Origin of the sequence: Desulfopila sp. IMCC35008, from assembly GCF_010646885.2 — a bacterium.
Taxonomy (GTDB): domain Bacteria; phylum Desulfobacterota; class Desulfobulbia; order Desulfobulbales; family Desulfocapsaceae; genus Desulfopila.
The window spans coordinates 1,049,887-1,067,493 of record NZ_CP050700.1 but is presented as its reverse complement, the minus strand read 5'-3'; the positions used below and the strand labels follow the sequence as shown (position 1 = coordinate 1,067,493).

16 protein-coding genes are annotated in these 17,607 nt (G+C 45.2%); 11 read left to right on the top strand and 5 right to left on the bottom strand.

The genetic code is table 11. The features are described 5' to 3' along the window. Positions 1-41: 41 nt before the first annotated feature. Positions 42-1,727, bottom strand: coding sequence for a 2-isopropylmalate synthase (gene leuA / locus GA520_RS04840; protein ID WP_163339679.1), 1,686 nt, complete (start codon positions 1,725-1,727; stop codon positions 42-44). A 770-nt stretch (positions 1,728-2,497) separates the two neighbouring features. Here leuA and ilvB point away from each other — a divergent pair. From ilvB to GA520_RS04805, 7 genes are all read left to right on the top strand, one after another. Then, a complete protein-coding gene (gene ilvB / locus GA520_RS04835; RefSeq protein ID WP_163339680.1) occupies positions 2,498-4,198 on the top strand; it encodes a biosynthetic-type acetolactate synthase large subunit in 1,701 nt (566 codons plus the stop codon). 51 nt (positions 4,199-4,249) lie between these two features. Continuing rightward, positions 4,250-4,738 carry an acetolactate synthase small subunit gene (gene ilvN / locus GA520_RS04830; protein ID WP_163339681.1) on the top strand — a complete coding sequence of 163 codons (489 nt, stop codon included), beginning with the start codon at positions 4,250-4,252 and terminating at the stop codon, positions 4,736-4,738. A 41-nt stretch (positions 4,739-4,779) separates the two neighbouring features. Continuing rightward, a complete protein-coding gene (locus GA520_RS04825) occupies positions 4,780-5,463 on the top strand; it encodes a phosphatidylserine decarboxylase family protein (RefSeq protein WP_163339682.1) in 684 nt (227 codons plus the stop codon). An 86-nt stretch (positions 5,464-5,549) separates the two neighbouring features. Continuing rightward, positions 5,550-6,107, top strand: coding sequence for a 16S rRNA (guanine(966)-N(2))-methyltransferase RsmD (rsmD, locus tag GA520_RS04820; RefSeq protein ID WP_205749356.1), 558 nt, complete (start codon positions 5,550-5,552; stop codon positions 6,105-6,107). A 9-nt stretch (positions 6,108-6,116) separates the two neighbouring features. Continuing rightward, entirely contained in the window at positions 6,117-6,644 is a 528-nt protein-coding gene (coaD, locus tag GA520_RS04815; protein WP_163339684.1) for a pantetheine-phosphate adenylyltransferase, read from the top strand. Next, positions 6,622-7,041 (top strand): ubiquinol-cytochrome c reductase iron-sulfur subunit, encoded by a 420-nt coding sequence (locus GA520_RS04810; RefSeq protein WP_163339685.1) that lies wholly within the window; start codon positions 6,622-6,624, stop codon positions 7,039-7,041. Before coaD ends, GA520_RS04810 begins: the two co-directional genes overlap by 23 nt. A 41-nt stretch (positions 7,042-7,082) precedes the next feature. Next, entirely contained in the window at positions 7,083-7,925 is an 843-nt protein-coding gene (locus GA520_RS04805) for a cytochrome b N-terminal domain-containing protein (protein ID WP_163339686.1), read from the top strand. Between the two features lie 95 nt (positions 7,926-8,020). On the opposite strand, the gene GA520_RS04800 is transcribed toward GA520_RS04805, so the two are convergent. The 3 genes from GA520_RS04800 to GA520_RS04790 all read right to left on the bottom strand — a co-directional run bounded on the left by GA520_RS04800 (position 8,021) and on the right by GA520_RS04790 (position 12,231). Further along, positions 8,021-11,128 (bottom strand): hypothetical protein, encoded by a 3,108-nt coding sequence (locus GA520_RS04800; protein WP_163339687.1) that lies wholly within the window; start codon positions 11,126-11,128, stop codon positions 8,021-8,023. 12 nt (positions 11,129-11,140) lie between these two features. Further along, positions 11,141-11,746, bottom strand: coding sequence for an ATP/GTP-binding protein (locus GA520_RS04795; protein WP_163339688.1), 606 nt, complete (start codon positions 11,744-11,746; stop codon positions 11,141-11,143). Between the two features lie 86 nt (positions 11,747-11,832). Next, the gene (locus GA520_RS04790; RefSeq protein ID WP_163339689.1) at positions 11,833-12,231 is read right to left on the bottom strand and encodes a roadblock/LC7 domain-containing protein; all 399 of its coding nucleotides are present in this window, start codon (positions 12,229-12,231) and stop codon (positions 11,833-11,835) included. Between the two features lie 585 nt (positions 12,232-12,816). Here GA520_RS04790 and GA520_RS04785 point away from each other — a divergent pair. Genes GA520_RS04785 through GA520_RS04775 form a run of 3 tightly spaced genes read left to right on the top strand, consistent with a single transcriptional unit; the run spans position 12,817 to position 15,666 of the window. Next, a complete protein-coding gene (locus GA520_RS04785; RefSeq protein ID WP_163339690.1) occupies positions 12,817-13,632 on the top strand; it encodes a TatD family hydrolase in 816 nt (271 codons plus the stop codon). Between the two features lie 8 nt (positions 13,633-13,640). Next, complete coding sequence (locus GA520_RS04780) at positions 13,641-14,333, top strand: YggS family pyridoxal phosphate-dependent enzyme (RefSeq protein WP_163339691.1); 693 nt, start codon at positions 13,641-13,643, stop codon at positions 14,331-14,333. Between the two features lie 22 nt (positions 14,334-14,355). Continuing rightward, complete coding sequence (locus GA520_RS04775) at positions 14,356-15,666, top strand: UDP-glucose/GDP-mannose dehydrogenase family protein (RefSeq protein ID WP_163339692.1); 1,311 nt, start codon at positions 14,356-14,358, stop codon at positions 15,664-15,666. Positions 15,667-15,749: 83 nt separating this feature from the next. Here the strand turns inward: GA520_RS04775 and GA520_RS04770 are convergent, their stop codons facing one another. Further along, the gene (locus GA520_RS04770) at positions 15,750-15,992 is read right to left on the bottom strand and encodes a PxxKW family cysteine-rich protein (RefSeq protein WP_167528823.1); all 243 of its coding nucleotides are present in this window, start codon (positions 15,990-15,992) and stop codon (positions 15,750-15,752) included. A gap of 404 nt (positions 15,993-16,396) precedes the next feature. On the opposite strand from GA520_RS04770, the gene GA520_RS04765 reads away from it, so the two are divergent. Further along, positions 16,397-17,602 carry a type II secretion system F family protein gene (locus GA520_RS04765; protein ID WP_163339693.1) on the top strand — a complete coding sequence of 402 codons (1,206 nt, stop codon included), beginning with the start codon at positions 16,397-16,399 and terminating at the stop codon, positions 17,600-17,602. Positions 17,603-17,607: the final 5 nt, after the last annotated feature.

Sequence of the window (17,607 nt, the reverse complement as noted above, 5' to 3'; positions counted from 1 at the left end):
GAGGTCAGTAACCGACCTTCAGATGCAATAAAAAAGGATACCTACACCTGTTCTTTCCGGTTAAGGCAACTTAATACCGCTTTAATAGAGGCAATAATGATATCCGTATCCACCCCAACTCCCCAGGTTTTAGTGCCTTCAGGTTTCTCGATTTCTATATAGGCAGCCGCCCTGGCACTGGAGCCACCATTCATGGCATGCTCGTGATAGCTGCACAGTCTGAAGTCACCAGTAATATCAGCTTTCAGTGCAGTACAAAAGGCATCAAGAGGTCCGTTTCCGTTGGATTTGATTTTCTTTACCACGCCATTTACCTCAATATCCGCCTCAACTTCTGCCATGGATTGCGTCTCTCCAAAATCGATATGCCTTTTTACTACATGAAAGCCTCTAAGAGCATAAGGTGAAGTAGCAAAAAGATATTGCTTCTCGAACGTTTTCAGGATCTCGGCATGTTGCAACTCCCGACCTTCACGGTCAGTAACCTGCTGGATAACAGCCCCGAACTCAGGATGCATTCCTTTTGGCATCTTGAAACCAAAATCCTTATCCATAACATAAGCAACACCACCTTTACCCGACTGACTGTTTATCCGAATGATCGATTCATACGTTCGGCCAACATCCGTTGGATCGATGGGAAGATACGGCACCTGCCATAAGCCACCACCTTCCTTTTCATAGGCCTTCATACCCTTATTGATTGCATCCTGGTGGGAACCTGAGAAGGCAGTATACACCAGTTCACCAGCATAGGGATGACGCGGGTGCACAGGAAGACGGCACACCCTCTCGTACACATCAACCAGTCTGTTAATATCACTCAGATCAAGTCCAGGATTCACACCCTGAGTAAGCATATTGAGAGCCAGGGTAACAATATCTACATTACCTGTCCGTTCACCATTACCGAACAGGGTTCCTTCCACTCGATCGCCACCGGCCATCAAAGCCAACTCGGTAGCTGCCACCCCGCACCCACGGTCGTTATGGGCATGGAGGGAGATTATCGCCGAGTCCCTGTCCTGCATATTTTTGCAGAACCATTCGATCTGGTCCGCGTAGATATTCGGTGACGAGAGTTCAACAGTAGCCGGCAGGTTTATAATTATCCTGTTTTCAGGTGTTGGCTCCATCACCTCCATGACCGCTTCACAAATTTCAAGAGAGAAGTCGAGCTCAGTTCCGGTAAAACTCTCTGGTGAATATTCATACCTGAACGTGGTCTCTGGGTGCTTTTTTTCTTCTTCCCGAAGAAGTTTGGCACCATCTACGGCTAACTGGATAATTTCCTTCCTGCTCATATTGAAAACGGTTCTACGCTGCAATGTGGAAGTAGAATTATAAATATGAACAATGACTTCTTTCGCACCGCTGATTGACTCATACGTCTTTCGAATCAAGTGTTCCCTGGCCTGGGTAAGGACCTGAATAACCACGCCATCCGGAATCATCTTGTCTTCAATCAACGTACGGGTGAAATCAAATTCAACCTGGGACGCGGAGGGAAAACCAACCTCAATCTCTTTGAAACCGATCTGGGTTATCAGTCGGAACATTTCCAGTTTTTTCTCAAGGCTCATCGGCTGAATAAGCGCCTGATTACCATCACGAAGATCAACACTGCACCAGATAGGCGGGGTGTTGATAGTTTTATCAGGCCAGGTGCGATCTGTTAAACCAACCTTGGGATATGATCGATATTTTTTTTCAGCTCCAGAAATCATAGGGTTTTTCCTCCGTTATGTGAACTCCCTGTAATTAGCAAAAAAAAAGGCCGCGGTTTCTGCAACCGCGGCCTCAAAGGGAATATGTGATTAAATCGTACTACATCCCCCCTGCACTGGCCGCAGTGCACCTCGGTAGAGCAAGTAGAAGGGAAAGTAGGAGTTGAATCATCATATTAACTCAATGCTGTTTTTTTCGATAAATTCGGATACAACTAATATATATCTTTTACGATCTGCCGGGCTTGTCTCTTCACCGGACCAAGTATCTCATTTCGTCAATACATTAAACGTCATAACCCTGGATTGTCAAGCGTGTTTTCACCCGGATGTCCTGAAAATAACAATTCCAGGCAGTAGAAGGCTTTAGTTTATTGCTGTTATTAAGAAGCATGAATAATGTATGTGCAGCAATTTCTGATAAAATATAGTTAGTTCCCATCCTAAAACTAGGTGTTTCGGAGTCTACGCTTAGCTGGTCCAGATCGAGGCATGTGAAAAATTTTATTACAGGCACATGATTGATATCTCGGAGTCTCGTGTCTCACTTACCGGAGGATGAAATTTTGAGCATAACGAAGATATTGACCAAAAGGGCATTTTTAGGATGGAAACTCGTTAGCAATCGCATCAGTTGAAAAGGAAACCGCCTTGTTTGTTGACATCGTTCCCACTGCACTATATATTTCGCAGTTTCACCTGACTTTCAAAGGGGTTCCGCGCCGCAACTCTGGCTGGAACCACACAATATCCTACACGAGGAAGAAGTAATGGGAAAAATCACCGGCGCCCAGGCAATCGTCAAATGCCTCCAGGAAGAGGGAGTGACCACGTTATTCGGCTATCCGGGAGGGGCTGTGCTCGATTTATATGATGCCCTTATGGACTCAGATATACATAATGTTTTATCACGTCACGAACAAGGGGCAGTACACGCAGCTGACGGTTACAGCCGTACAACCGGAGAGGTCGGAGTCGCAGTGCTTACTTCCGGGCCTGGTGCCACCAATGGTGTCACCGGCATTGCAACGGCATATATGGATTCCATTCCACTTGTTGTTCTAACCGGACAGGTGCCCAAACACCTCATCGGTAACGATGCCTTTCAGGAGGTTGACACGGTAGGTATAACCCGCCCTTGCACAAAGCATAATTACCTCGTCGGGGATAAGGACGAAATTGTACCGGTAATACGGGAAGCTTTTTATTTAGCCAAGACTGGCCGTCCAGGCCCGGTACTCGTCGACTTACCAAAAGATCTGGTAGCCAGCCTGATTGAATATCCGGAAAAAAAAGACATTCGGATGCAAAGCTATCAGCCGACGTATGAACCACACCCACGACAAATCAAGAAGGCGTGCAAGCTTATCGCCGAGGCCCAAAGACCTGTTCTGTATGTCGGTGGAGGTGTTATCCTTTCAAATGGCAGCAAGGAATTGACTCAACTTGCGGATAAGTTGCAAATCCCTGTCACCATGACCTTGATGGGTCTCGGGGCCTATCCGGGAACCAAACCCCTGTCCATGGGGATGCTTGGTATGCACGGCACCTACGCAGCCAATATGGCCGTAGCAGAGTGTGATCTGCTCATCGCCGTCGGAGCTCGTTTCGATGACAGGGTTACCGGAAAACTCGACGATTTTGCAACCGGTGCAAGGATCATACACATCGATATTGACCCGACCTCGATCAGTAAAAATGTTAAAGTAGACGTTCCCATTGTCTCTGATTGCAAAAAAGCGCTTTCTGCCATGAATAACCTGCTGGACAGCGACGATTCTTTCGACCTTGAAAAAGAGGCTGCAAAACACAAACCCTGGCGTGATAAAATCTCTGAATGGTCCAAGGAACATCCGCTCACCTACAAGGATAAGTGCACCTCAATCAAACCGCAGTTCATCATAGAGAAAATGGAACAGCTGACCGAAGGAAAGGCAATTATCACCACCGAGGTTGGCCAGAACCAGATGTGGGCTGCCCAGTTTTACCGGTTTGATGAACCACGGCATTTTGTAACCTCAGGCGGTCTCGGTACCATGGGGTTCGGCCTGCCTGCTGCCATTGGTGCCCAAATGGCTTTTCCCGATAAAATAGTAATAGATATTGCAGGTGATGGCTCCATCCAGATGAACATACAGGAACTGGCCACTGCCAGGCAGGAAGGACTACCTGTAAAAATTGCTATTCTCAACAATGGCTACCTGGGTATGGTTCGGCAGTGGCAGGAATTGTTTTACGACAAACGCTACTCCTCTACCGTGATGAATGTGGTGCCGGATTTTGTTGCCCTGGCAGAGGCGTTCGGGGCTGTTGGTTTACGGGCAACAAAGCCGGAAGAGGTGGAAGGCGTTATTCGCACGGCACTGGAAACTGACAACGTGGTTATCATGGATTTCATCATCGAACCTGAGGAAGGCGTCTACCCCATGGTACCTGCCGGTAAAGCAAATACTGAAATGCTCCTGGTTTGATACCAATTGCAACGAGTCGTAAACAGATCAACCACGACAGGAAATGAACCAATGAAAAAACGTACAATCTCCGTTTTATTGCAAAACCAGCCCGGAGTGCTGTCCAGGGTTACAGGGCTTTTTAGCGGGCGTGGGTACAATATAGAAAGTCTTTGTGTTGCAGAAACTCTCGATCCAGGCGTGTCCTGCCTGACCCTGGTGTCAAAGGGTGACGAACAGATCATTGAACAGATTACCAAACAACTGCACAAGCTGATCGATGTACTGAAGGTCAACGATATCAGTGAACAGGAATATGTTGAGCGGGAAATGGTACTCATCAGGGTCAAGGCGGAAGCAAGCACTCGTGCCGAAGTACTTCGCATCATTGATATATTCCGCGGTAAGGTTGTCGATGTCAGTGCGAAGAGTTACGCCGTTGAAGCCACCGGGACTGCATCTAAAATCCAGGCGTTTATCGATATCCTGCGGCCAATCGGCATAAAAGAAATAGTACGTACCGGCACTATCGCTATGTCAAGAGCCGACAAAAAGAAGTAAAGATCGGCTCTTGAACCATTATTTTTTTACCTGAGGAAAGTATGCTCAAACCCAAGGTTCCGGTTGCCAAAGAAGGTTATCCCTTTATCGGTGGCCTGGCATTTACCACGTTATTTTTTACCCTCCAGGGTATTTCCCTGCCAGCATGGCTCTTTTTCATTGCCACCCTTTTTTCCCTGGCTTTCTTCCGCGACCCTGAACGTTTCATCCCTCCGGCTGAAAATGAAGTGGTATCACCTGCCGACGGTCGTATTATAATTGCTGAACCGGTCACTGATGACACCTTCACCCAAAGCAGGGCCTATAAAATTTCTATTTTCATGAATGTCTTTAATGTCCACGTCAACAGGGCACCACTCTCCGGAAATGTTGACCAGGTTATCTACAGAGCTGGGAAATTCTACGCCGCGGACAGCGAAAAAGGCGGGCTGCAAAATGAATATTGCGGGGTGGTTATGTCTCATACGTCCGGATATAAAATTGCTTTTGTCCAGATAGCGGGTCTCATTGCACGTCGTATCGTCTGCTGGCTGGAGCCGGATGATAAAATAGAAAGAGGTCACAGGTTCGGACTGATCCGTTTTGGCTCACGTGTTGATCTGTATCTTCCCGAAAACTCAGACATCCGAGTGCAGGTTGGCCAGAAAGTTCGGGCCGGCGAGTCGATTTTAGCTGCGATGCCCCAGGAAAAGTCCGGGCCTTCAAGCTCATCAGCCCAATCATAGTTAACCGTGTACCGGATTGATATTCCAGCACTCTATTTCATAACATCATTTTGAGAATAATAAGCGGTAAGGCACGTGGGCGAAGGTTGGCAACTCCACCCGGAAAAAGCAGGAATATACGCCCAACTGCCGATCGTGCCCGGGAAGCTCTCTTTAGCATTATAAGCCATAAACTTGGCCAGAGCCGGGTCCTTGATTTGTTTGCCGGAACAGGTGCCCTCGGTCTTGAGGCCTGGAGCCGAGGGGCTGAATATGTCACATTTGTCGATTTTCATCTTCAGGCTTTAGAATTGTTAAGAAAGAATATTGAGATCATAATACCCGAAGAAGACCTGACTTGTATCTCCATAATCCGACACGACTTACGTAAAGGATTGCCCCTCCCAAAGCTTACAAAGAAGAACAATCACCCTTTTAACCTTATTTTCCTTGACCCTCCATACTCCAAAGGGTTATCAGTTAACGTACTGGAATGGCTTGCTTATAACAAGGCCATTTTAGCAGAAGATGCGCTTGTTATCGCTGAAGAGCGATCATCAGAGAAGCTACCGGAACAATTTGGGATATTGCAGCTTTCCGACCAAAGAACCTATGGTGACACGGGTTTCTGGATGTATAAATCCGTTTCAACCACAATCAGCTAAGGGACAGTCATGCCAACATCATTACCGGAACGACCTACTATTGCCGTCTACCCTGGAACATTTGACCCTATCACATTCGGCCACATCGACATAATAAAGCGCGGCCTGAATATGTTTGACAAGGTTGTCGTAACAGTAGCTATCAACCCTTCCAAGCAACCACTTTTCAGCCTTGAAGAAAGAATGGACATGATCAGAGAATCCTTTACCCATGAGGGCGACAGGGTGGAGGTGGACTCAGCTTCCGGTTTACTGGTAGAATATGCAGTAGAACGGAAAGCAACTGCAATCATCCGTGGCCTGAGAGCAGTCTCCGATTTTGATTACGAGTTTCAGTTGGCCCTGATGAACCGGAAACTTGAACGAGCAGTGGATACCATCTTCCTCATGCCAGGCCTTCGATGGATTTTTATCAGTTCCTCTATAATACGAGATGCTGCACGCCACGGCGGGAAAGTGAATGACATGGTTCCCCGGCACGTGGCCCACAACCTTAAAAAGAAATTTCCCGAAAATGTGCGAAGCACAGAAAGCTGAGAAACAGAAGTCACAAGAGGGCAAAGAGAGGCGGTCTCTTTTGCTGTTTGGGCTGCTTCTGCTCACCTATCCATTACTCCATTTTGCAGGGTATCGAATCCCAAGGAAACCACGCAAGATTGAAGTTAACACAAAAATACCTGCAACCGGTATTCACACTATAAAAGACGTAATTCTTTTTGATAAAGATGGTAAAAGTTGGGCAGTGTCACGTAAATGCACCCATCTCGGATGCCGAATTTCATATCATGAAGTAGAAGGATATCTGGAATGCCCTTGTCACCAATCACGCTTTTCACCGGATGGTCGGGTAATGCACGGTCCTGCCAAAAAGGCCTTGCCAGTATACGAGGTCGAAAAACATGACCAGCCCCCTTACTATATTATCTCTGTTTAAATCGCTCATTGATGTAGCGTAACAGGCGAATCGGGCAGATAATGAACCACACTCGCATTATCGATACAATATGTGCACTCCGATGGGGAAGCTGGTGTCTTGTCAGTCTTTACATCTCTTTACTCTCAGGTGTAATCGTCGGATTACAGTACAACCCCTCTGAACCGTTTTATTCAGTAACTGCTATTGACCTGCTGGTTCCTTACGGTGCGTTTTTCAGATCCCTCCATTTCTATTCCAGTCAGGGATTTTTCCTTTTTGCCTTAATCCATTTTCTCTGTGTCTATGATGCAACCGAATCGTATACGTTTCAATCCTGGTTGCTGCTTATGATTACTTTTCCCGTAATAATCTTCCTGCTTTTTACAGGGTATGTATTACGGGGAGACAACACTGGTTTTTCTGCCGGCATGATCGCTGAAGCCATCCTGCTTACAATCCCATTTATTGGAACCCTGCTCAACGATCTGCTCTTTGCCGTTACGGAACAAGGCATGCAACGTGTTTACCTGCATCATGTTATCTCCCTGGACCTGTTGTTCCTTTTCCTCGCCTGGGATCACCTACGTCGATATCGTGTACGGGTGCATGATCATATACCCTTCATCTGCCTAACCCTTCTCTTTTGTGCATGTATTGCGGCACCACTGGAACCGGAAAGGATTGGGGAAAGCTATATAGCCGGTCCCTGGTTTTTCCTTGGACTGCAGGAACTATTACGGTATTTCCACCCACTCTTTGCCGGGGTGGTCTACCCGCTTCTTTTTCTGACCTCTCTCCTAAGTACCCATAAATCATCCAGACTCCTGAATGCCTCAATCAATTTTTCCTGCTGCTGGCTTCTTCTTTATCTCCTGCTTTCCATTGTCGCCTGGATACGGTAACTCATATATTATATAAAAAAAGGGGAAACGGCACACTCTGCCGTTCCCCCTTAGTCATGTAATTATAGGATAAAAGAGTTTTGTTTATTCCCTTGTCAGTCCTCTTTTCCCTTTATTGCACTTCTCAGTTCAGCAATCTCCTGCTGCAACGTTTTCCTTAAAGAATCAATTTCCTGTCTGACGATATCCGTGACAGCACTATCAGGTACGTTCACTTCAGTCAGCGAAGTTCCACTCATCACCTCACGACTTAGAACATCCTCTAATTCGGCATCGACAGTTTCATCCCCTTCAGGTACAAAGGTGTCAATATCTCCCATCTCGTCAACAAACGCATCTTCTACCGACATGGCCGTTTCAAGCTCTTCTGTAAAATCATCCCCTAATTGTACTTCTTCCACAGGGGCCGATGAAGGTTGAGTAAAGCTCAACTTCCCATCTTCGTTGGTAACCGCCAGGCTATTCAACATAGCCTGCTGCCATTCCAGCACCTGATTCGTATCGAGGAACAACTTTTCAAGTTTTTCCTGATAATCGGTTTCCTCAGAAGAGCCAATTTTAAGCCCGTGAGCCAATTGTTTCAGCAGGCCATGCGCCTTTTCATTAGCTTCATATCTATAATCATCTACATGTTTTGCTACCGTTGAAATAAGCTGGAGATATGATTTTTCCACTGGGTTTGTCAGCCATTTTTCACTGAGAACATCAAGTTCGGCAAAAAGTCCCTCAATTACAGAATCATTAATCTCTACTCCAAGGGATTCGACACAATCAACCAGGTTGGAAACAGCTGATTGTGACTCAACGATGCGCTCTTCAGCAACCGTTTCTACATCACCATCACGTACTGTAAAAATTTCACGATATTCGCCTGTCCCATCATCGGTATCGGCGGTATCTGTTTCTGCTGCAACTTCTCTTTCTTCACTTACATCTACTGCTGAGACAGCCGCTGCTACATCCCCTTCGTCCAACCCATCCATCGCAATTTCAGGAGCATTATCACCATCTTCTTCAAATAAGCCGAAAGTTTCACTACCAGATTCGTCTTTGTCTTCGCCTTCCACCTCAACTTCAAAGGTAACGGGTTGTTCATCTTCAGGAAAAGCTGCTACGATATCTTCCTCTTCAATCTCTGCAGCAACATCTTCAATAACATTTGCCTCAACTTCAACAAGGGCTGGCTCGGGCTCTATACTATCGATCTCTTCATCAAGGGTGAAAATAACATCATCCTCTTCTTCCTGGTTACCGGAATCCCCGTTGCCAAAGAGGGCATCGAATTGTTCTGCTACAGCAGCCTCCTCAGGTGCCGGGGTGATATCATCTTCCAGTTCCTGCATTTGCTCAAGATCTTGAAGAGCAGCTGCTACACTGTCATCTTCAATACCAGGGCCAGTGGCTTCATCACCATCGCCTATCGCGAGTTCAATTTCATCATCATCGACAGGTTCGGTCATTATCTCATCAAAACTTTGCTCCAGAGATTCTTCAAGATCTCCAAAGAGATCGTCAGAGCTAATATCTTCTTCTGTACTTACAGTTGCCAACGCCTCTGCTGACGAGTCAAAAGAGACAGCTGCAGGTGCATCAAAATCATCTTCACTTTCTGTTACGTCATCATCAGCAAAAATGTCGTCATCGGTAAAGGCAGCAACAGGTGATAACGGTTCACCTTCTTCTTCATCTTCGTCACCCTCAGACTCGACATCCACACCCTGCAACGCGACATCAGCAGAAACAGAAAATGCGGGGCTTTCTTCAGTCTCAACAACTTCATCATCGCCGTCGGTGAAAAAGGCATCCAGGCGACCTGTTACCTCATCAGACAACTGCTCCTCTGGAGCCGCCCCTTCCAGTGAAACCTCACTAAATATTGACTGATCCCTTGTATCGAGCAAGGCAGGGGCTACTTCTCCGGCGACCTCAGGCAAAGCATCTTCATCGGAATCGTCATCCGCTTCAGTTTCGACATCAACACCACGCAGTGCAGTCTCCTTATCAACTTCAATGGTCGCCTGACTTTCAGAATCATCGAAATCAAAAAATGCGTCACTCAGAGCCTCAGCATCTTCCACCTCACCTTTAGCAACAACCACCTCCGGTTCTTTTTCTGGCTCAACGTTCTTCTCTTCTTCTTCACCGAAAAAATTATCTATATGAGAATCAACCTGAACGGCTGATTCACCAGACAATGCAGCAGCCTCTTCATCTTCCTGGAAGCCTCGAACCTCATCTTCTGCATAATCGGCAAAAGCCGGCGCTATGTCTGAGCCAGGCTCATAACTGCTTGGCTCTTCCTCGTCTTCAGAGACCATATCCGGCGCCATGCTAGGAGCTATAACAGTCTTAAATTTATTAAACTTCTCCACTTCCGGATAAAGGACAGCTTTTTCTTCCTCCAGACTCATTGGTGAGCGGACAATTTTCTCAAGACCGTCATAAAATGAGTGCAACAATTTGAAGGCATCCGCATGGGCATCACTCTTCTTTTTACGAATATAGGCACCAACGGTTCCTATCCCCTGCAGAAATACGAGTTTGGGCTTACTATTTGCGAATTTCTCTTCAAGACGCATAACCTCTTCACGCAGCTCAAGCAGGTCCTTTTCAGTGATTTCCCAATCAATACCAAGAACAATCGCTTTCAACGCAGTAAGGTCATGCTCCTGATCCACATCGGCATTTTTAACTTCAGACCGAACATCATTCTGGTTCTTGTCTGCGTTTGCTTCGAGTGCTGCTTCGGACTGGGCGATAAGTTTTTTAAGTTTTTCAAATTTACGAACATCAGAAAAGAGGAGCGGTTTAACTTCTTCCTCCCGAAGATCCTCGGAAAGAACTATCTTCTCAAGATTATAATACATACTGAGAAGGAGTTTAATTGCGTTAGGGTGCGAATCTGATTTGTCCCGGTAAATATACCTGCTGATCTTTTCAAGAGCCTGCAGGTATATCATCCGTATCTTATCGTCAGCCCATACATCTTTGAGATCAAGAATTTCTTCGTTAAACTGCATCAGAACTTCATCAGTAATCTCCCAATCAATGGAAAGAACCAGCGTCCTCAACCTGGATATCGGTGATTCATCGTCATCGGCAAATTCAAACAGATCGATATCACTTGTCTGGAAGGTGTCCCCGTACTCATCGGCACCAAGTGTCAGGTCGTCATCATACTGATTGTCTGTATACTGTTCCACCGCTCGCTCTCTCTAGAGTAATTTTTTCTGAATAGACACAACTGTTGAAGAGATAATCTTCTTCAATGTTTCCGCGACATTATAGCCTGTTATGGCACTTGCCTCGAAATATGGTACTTTTAACCGGCTGTTGAGATCCTTTTGCAGCAGTTCTGTCGGCAAAATAGGAATACCATGCTCTTTCAGATCCACTTTATTGTACTGCATCACCAGAGGTATTTTGAATATACTCTCTTTATAAGACTGCAGGTTCTCATGAAGTTGGTTTAAGGACCGAATGTTCTTCTCCCGCTGCTTTTCCATGGCATCGGCGACGAAAACAATCCCATCAACACCCCGCAAAACCAGTTTTCTGGTGGCATTATACTTTACCTGACCAGGAACCGTATAGAGTTGAATTTTAATATCATACCCCTTGATCTGCCCCATATCGAAAGGTAAAAAATCGAAAAACAGGGTCCGGTCGCCATGGGTTTTCAAGCTTACCATTTCAGAAACGATCTGTTTTCTGTAGGTACGGTTGACATACTCCAAATTCGTCGTCTTTCCACACCGCCCCGGTCCGTAATATACGATTTTTACCTGGACAACTTTATCTTTCAGATTAATGAAACTCAACGCTACTCCCTCCACGTGCTCTGCTGGTCATCAGCGACAGACAGGTGTTACTTATCCGGAACTTAATGAGCCTGGAAAACCTGTATCTACTTCTTTTCCCAGATCGCCCGGATTTTCTCTATCACATCGACGACATTGAGTCGCAGGAAACCTAATGAGATCTCTTTCCCAAACATGGATATAAGGAGGAGTTCGTCATCAATTTTACTGAAATGGATATTTGAATCCTGACCTTTGTGGAAAAGCAGTGAAAATTCCTGTTCACCCACAAGTTTGGCCATTGCATCCACCGTCGCAAAGTTACCTGCTGCCAGTGCGGCAAAAGAGTAGACATCGTATTTATTTTCGCCGTTGTCTTTAGCCGTTATAATATTTCCCGCCATGTCAATGATTATGACACAGTCAACACCAAGGCTTATCAGCTTATCTGTTAAAATAGTGTCTATCTGTTCAAGTTGCTCTTGACTGACAATCCCGTAATTCATGCTGCTTACCTCATTTATTTTGTAGGCAAATTAGACTACTGTGCTGCTGTTCCTTGTTGTCGGTGTCTATAATTCTCCTAGGCACTGCAGCAGCGTTAAATTGAAAACGCCGTTTGATAGCAGTTCCACCCCCCAGATCCCGGGAAAAAGTAGTACTTCAATAACGATTTCCTCATTCCCAGGAATTACTGCCACGGTAATTTCCCCCGATCGCATGGCAAAAAATCCAAAATATGCTGAAATCACTATACGATAGTTTGATCTGTATATGAAGATATTTTTTTTCTTTTTTACTTTTCATAAGGTCTTAACAATAAGATATTACTGGAACATCCTCCATGACGCTATCCCAATACGGTCATTATGAGTCCACTCGCGACTCTATTATCTATTGAAATAACAGAATTTATCACAATTACCAGCAGATCAAACTTTTATCTGTTCCGGATGCGTTGGTTAGGACTTCGAACTTCGTCTGCTTGAATATGATTTCTGCTGTCAACCATATTCTCCATTGCAGCCAAAGGTCATTTTTGCTAAGAAGTGGCTTAAGTCAAAAACCATGCGAAACAAGTGATTAACTAAATGAATATCCCCAAACCAGAAGTAGTCCTAATAGATACCCACTGCCATCTTGATATGGAGGCGTATGGGTCCGATCTTGACGAGGTACTTGATAGAGCAAAAAAGTGCGGTGTTCAGCATGTCGTAACCATCGGAATTGATCTGCCAAGTTCACATAACGCTATACAACTTGCTAAAAGTTATCAGAGCATCTCGGCAGCTGTTGGCGTACACCCGCATGACGTCGATAATATCAAGGAAACGACATATCAGGAAATTGGCGATCTTGTTGAACAGAATAGACAATATATTGTCGGTTACGGTGAAATAGGCCTCGATTACATTAAAAATTATTCAACTATTGAAAATCAGCAGAAACACTTTAGAACCCAACTTGCACTTGCCCGAGAACTGAACCTTCCCGTCATAATTCATGATCGCGAAGCCCATGACGACATCCTCCACATTATTAAAGATGTAGGCCTACCCGAAGCAGGTGGCATAATGCACTGCTTTTCAGGTGATAAAATTTTTGCACAGAAAGTACTTAAATTAGGCCTATTGCTTTCTATCCCCGGAGTTGTCACATTCAAGAACGCGAAGTCACTGCAGGAAGTAACAAAATGGGCACCAATCGATGCTCTGCTAGTTGAGACTGACGGTCCCTTTCTGAGTCCTCACCCCAAAAGAGGAAAGCGTAATGAACCTGCCCATGTTGCCTACACTGCACGCTATGCAGCGGAACTACGTAATATGAGTTTTGAGGAATTTGCCCGCCGAACGACACAAAACAGCTGCAGGATATTTAACCTACCAATACCACAACCAGATAAATAGAAACTGTCATGTCAATTGCCCAAAATTTGGAAAATATCCATAAAGAGGTAGCATCAATAGCCACCAACTGTGGTAGACAACCTGAAGAAATCCAAATTGTTGCTGTTTCAAAAAGATTTCCCTCTGAAGCAATAGAACAAGCATACAAAGCTGGACAGATGCTTTTTGGTGAAAATTACATCCAGGAAGCTGAAAAGAAAATTGCAGAGCTCGACAATAAACCCTTATTTCACTTTATTGGTCACTTACAGAGAAACAAGGCCAAAACAGCAGCACGGCTTTTTGACTGTATCGAAACAGTTGACAGTTTTAAGCTGGCCAAGAGTCTGAACGGTCACCTTGAGAGAGAAGGGAGAGTTCTGAAAATACTGTTGCAAGTCAATATAGGGAAAGACCCGAAAAAGGCGGGAACAACCGAACAGGAAACTGAAAAACTGCTTCAGGAAATTAAACAACTACCACATCTTCGAGCTGTTGGCCTCATGACAATGCCACCGCTCACAGACGCCCCTGAAGAAGCACGCCCCTACTTCAGGAATCTCAGGATGTTGTCAGAAAGACTTACCTCCAAAGGGCTCTTCGACTCTGACCACAAAGTAGAACTTTCCATGGGAATGTCAGGCGATTATCCCATTGCTATTGAAGAAGGTGCCACCATCATCCGCATCGGCACCGCTATTTTCGGAACCAGAAGTTACTAACAAAATAGAGAAGGAAGAGAGAATGAAAATCACCATGATCGGCACTGGTTATGTAGGCCTCGTAACAGGAACATGTTTTGCCGAATTTGGCCACCATGTTACCTGTGTAGATAAAGACAAAACCAAAATTGATAAACTCCTCCAGGGAGATATCCCAATCTACGAACCGGGCCTGAAAAGGTTGGTTGCCAAAAACTGCAAAGAGGGCCGATTACGATTTACGACAGACCTCTCTGATAGCGTTGCTTCAGGTGATGCAGTCTTTTTGGCAGTCGGGACACCAACCTCCAGGAGAGGAGATGGATATGCAGACCTCACGTACATTTATGAAGCAACCAAGGAAATTGCCACTGAGCTAAAAGGATACACAGTCATTGTTGATAAAAGCACAGTACCTGTAGGAACGGCGGATCAGGTGGCCCGGATCATCAGGGAGACTAATCCTGCAGCCGAATTCGACGTGGCATCCAATCCGGAATTCTTGCGCGAAGGGGCCGCTATCAGCGATTTTATGCGTCCGGACCGGGTTGTTATCGGCGTTGAAACTACAAGAGCAGAAGAAGTTTTGAGGGAGATCTACAAACCTCTCTACCTCCAGGAAACACCCATCGTGAAGACCGATATAAAGACCGCCGAGTTGACCAAATATGCGGCAAACGCCTTTCTTGCCACTAAAATTAGTTATATCAATGAAATCGCCCTTCTCTGCGACTCCATCGGAGCTGATGTCGTGTCACTGGCAAAAGGAATCGGGATGGATGGCCGTATAGGTGGTAAATTCCTGCATCCTGGTCCTGGTTACGGAGGATCGTGCTTTCCGAAAGATACTATGGCATTAATGCGAATTGCTCAGGAGCAAGGACAGAGCCTTCGTATTGTTGAAGCTGCAGTCGAGGTAAACGGAGCCCAGAAGGCCAAAATGGTTAAAAAGGTTAGAGATATCCTTGGCGGGCAGGAAGCCGGTAAAACAATTGCCGTCCTTGGCCTCACCTTCAAGCCCGAAACAGATGACATGCGCGACGCACCTGCCATTACCATCCTGCCGGCATTACTTGAAAAGGGTGCTGTTATTAAAGCTCATGATCCTCAAGGTATGGATGAAGCCAAACACCTTCTGCCAAATGGCATCATCTACACGGATAATGCGTACGAAGCCTGTACAGACGCTGATGCTGTCATCCTCATGACAGAATGGAATCAGTATCGCGCACTCGATCTTGAAAAAATCCATACTTTAATGCGAAGTCATCACTTTATTGATCTTCGCAACGTATACGAACCGGGACATGTTCGCGAGAAAGGTTTTACCTACTCCGGCGTTGGCCGGTCGTAAATCATCTCAAAAGAAAAAGGCAGACCCCAGAATGGAGTCTGCCTTTTTTATCCCTTGAACGAGAAAAGAAAAGCTGGAACAACTTACTTTCCCTTTGATGCCCTCTTGGCTGCTTTCAATGGGTTGATTCGTACTTTTGTTACCGTGATTTCCGGTTTTGCATGAGTTGCAAAATTACAGATACCCAGTCGCCACTTTGCTTCCGGGTTTAGATAACTCTGGCAATAATTCACACCATCATCTGCAACAACACGCTCGCACCCGTCGCATTTTTCAATTACCGGTTTGAAATTTCTCTCTTTATAACTCACTGCAGTCTGCTGCATAATGATTCCTCCGATTCATACCTCTATTTTTCCACTCGATATCAACATAACAGTTGCATCGAGACGCTCATCTACCTCACCACATGATTCATGTGAGAAAGCTCTCGAATATAACAAATCAAGCCAACAACAACAAGATAATATTTTTCTCTATGCTATATTTAGGCTCCAATCATACTCAATCGGTAATTAAAATGTCAGGAAATGATGTTTGCTATCCCTACACTCATTCCTGGAACCCTAACCAAATTTACAAAAAATAAATTTAAATCAACCACTTTGCTTGTATTCTCCCATGTCATAAGATATAATATGCCTGTTTCTGTCTGTAAATGTCTTATGGATTCAACAGTTTAAATTTGTAAGATCATGATCACCAGTTGTTTTTCAGTAAGGAGAGACTGATGCCTGTATATATCTGGAAAGGGAAAAACTCCTACGGCGAAAAAAGAAAAGGAGAAATTGAAGCCCCCGATCAGGCCGCTGCGTTAGCACAGGTCAAGCGGTTACGCATAGTAGACCCTGTTATCAAGGAAAAGCCGAAAGACCTTCTTGAAAATGTCTCTTTTTTTCAACCCAATGTGACTGGCAAGGATATAGTGATTTTTACCCGCCAAATGTCAACAATGATTGATGCGGGTCTACCACTTGTTCAGTGCCTCGAAATACTTGGGAAACAACAAAGCAATTCGACATTTAAAAAAGTATTAAGTGGTGTAATGTCTGACGTGGAATCCGGATCCACACTTGCTGACTCCATGAGAAAACACCCAAAGGTATTCGACAACCTCTTTACCAACATGATTGAGGCTGGCGAGACCGGTGGTATCCTAGACACCATCCTTAGTCGCCTGGCCGGATTCATGGAAAAATCGATGGCCCTGAAAAAGAAAATTAAAGGGGCCATGACGTATCCGGCAATCTGTCTGGCGATCTCTATTCTTATTCTAGCGGTTATACTTATTTTTGTTGTCCCGGTTTTTTCCCAGATGTTTGAAGATTTCGGCAGCTCGCTTCCGATGCCAACCCAGATTGTTGTTAATCTCAGTAATTTTTTTAAGAACTACTTCTTCTATATGATCGTTGCAGCCATCCTCTTATGGATGCTCTTTAAAAAAGTATACAAAACAGAAAAAGGGCAAATGACCTTTGATCGGATATTTCTACGCATGCCTGTAGTTGGGATATTGATCAGAAAGGTTGCAGTAGCCAAATTCACACGAACATTGAGTACCATGCTCCAAAGTGGTGTGCCGGTTCTTGAGGCGTTGCAAGTTGTGGGCAAAACCTCCGGGAACAAGGTCATTGAGCAGGCTGTTTTCAGAGTTGGAGATGCTATTGCAGAGGGTCGCCCCATAGCAGAACCCCTTGAAGAGAGTGGTGTTTTCCCGAACATGGTTGTTCAGATGATAAATGTTGGAGAATCCGTAGGTGCGCTTGATTCAATGCTTGAGAAAATCGCCGATTTTTATGATGAGGAGGTCGATCAGGCCGTTGAAAACCTTACTGCCATGATCGAACCATTTATGATGGTTTTTCTTGGTGGTATGATCGGTGCACTGGTGGTGGCCATGTACTTGCCCATTTTCAAAATTGCAAGTGTCGTCTAGCAGAT

Coding starts and splice junctions, on each gene's coding strand:
- leuA (WP_163339679.1), bottom strand. CDS start 1,727: ATGATTTCTGGAGCTGAAAAAAAATATCGATCATATCCCAAGGTTGGT.
- ilvB (WP_163339680.1), top strand. CDS start 2,498: ATGGGAAAAATCACCGGCGCCCAGGCAATCGTCAAATGCCTCCAGGAA.
- ilvN (WP_163339681.1), top strand. CDS start 4,250: ATGAAAAAACGTACAATCTCCGTTTTATTGCAAAACCAGCCCGGAGTG.
- GA520_RS04825 (WP_163339682.1), top strand. CDS start 4,780: ATGCTCAAACCCAAGGTTCCGGTTGCCAAAGAAGGTTATCCCTTTATC.
- coaD (WP_163339684.1), top strand. CDS start 6,117: ATGCCAACATCATTACCGGAACGACCTACTATTGCCGTCTACCCTGGA.
- GA520_RS04810 (WP_163339685.1), top strand. CDS start 6,622: ATGTGCGAAGCACAGAAAGCTGAGAAACAGAAGTCACAAGAGGGCAAA.
- GA520_RS04805 (WP_163339686.1), top strand. CDS start 7,083: ATGAACCACACTCGCATTATCGATACAATATGTGCACTCCGATGGGGA.
- GA520_RS04790 (WP_163339689.1), bottom strand. CDS start 12,231: ATGAATTACGGGATTGTCAGTCAAGAGCAACTTGAACAGATAGACACT.
- GA520_RS04785 (WP_163339690.1), top strand. CDS start 12,817: ATGAATATCCCCAAACCAGAAGTAGTCCTAATAGATACCCACTGCCAT.
- GA520_RS04780 (WP_163339691.1), top strand. CDS start 13,641: ATGTCAATTGCCCAAAATTTGGAAAATATCCATAAAGAGGTAGCATCA.
- GA520_RS04775 (WP_163339692.1), top strand. CDS start 14,356: ATGAAAATCACCATGATCGGCACTGGTTATGTAGGCCTCGTAACAGGA.
- GA520_RS04770 (WP_167528823.1), bottom strand. CDS start 15,992: ATGCAGCAGACTGCAGTGAGTTATAAAGAGAGAAATTTCAAACCGGTA.
- GA520_RS04765 (WP_163339693.1), top strand. CDS start 16,397: ATGCCTGTATATATCTGGAAAGGGAAAAACTCCTACGGCGAAAAAAGA.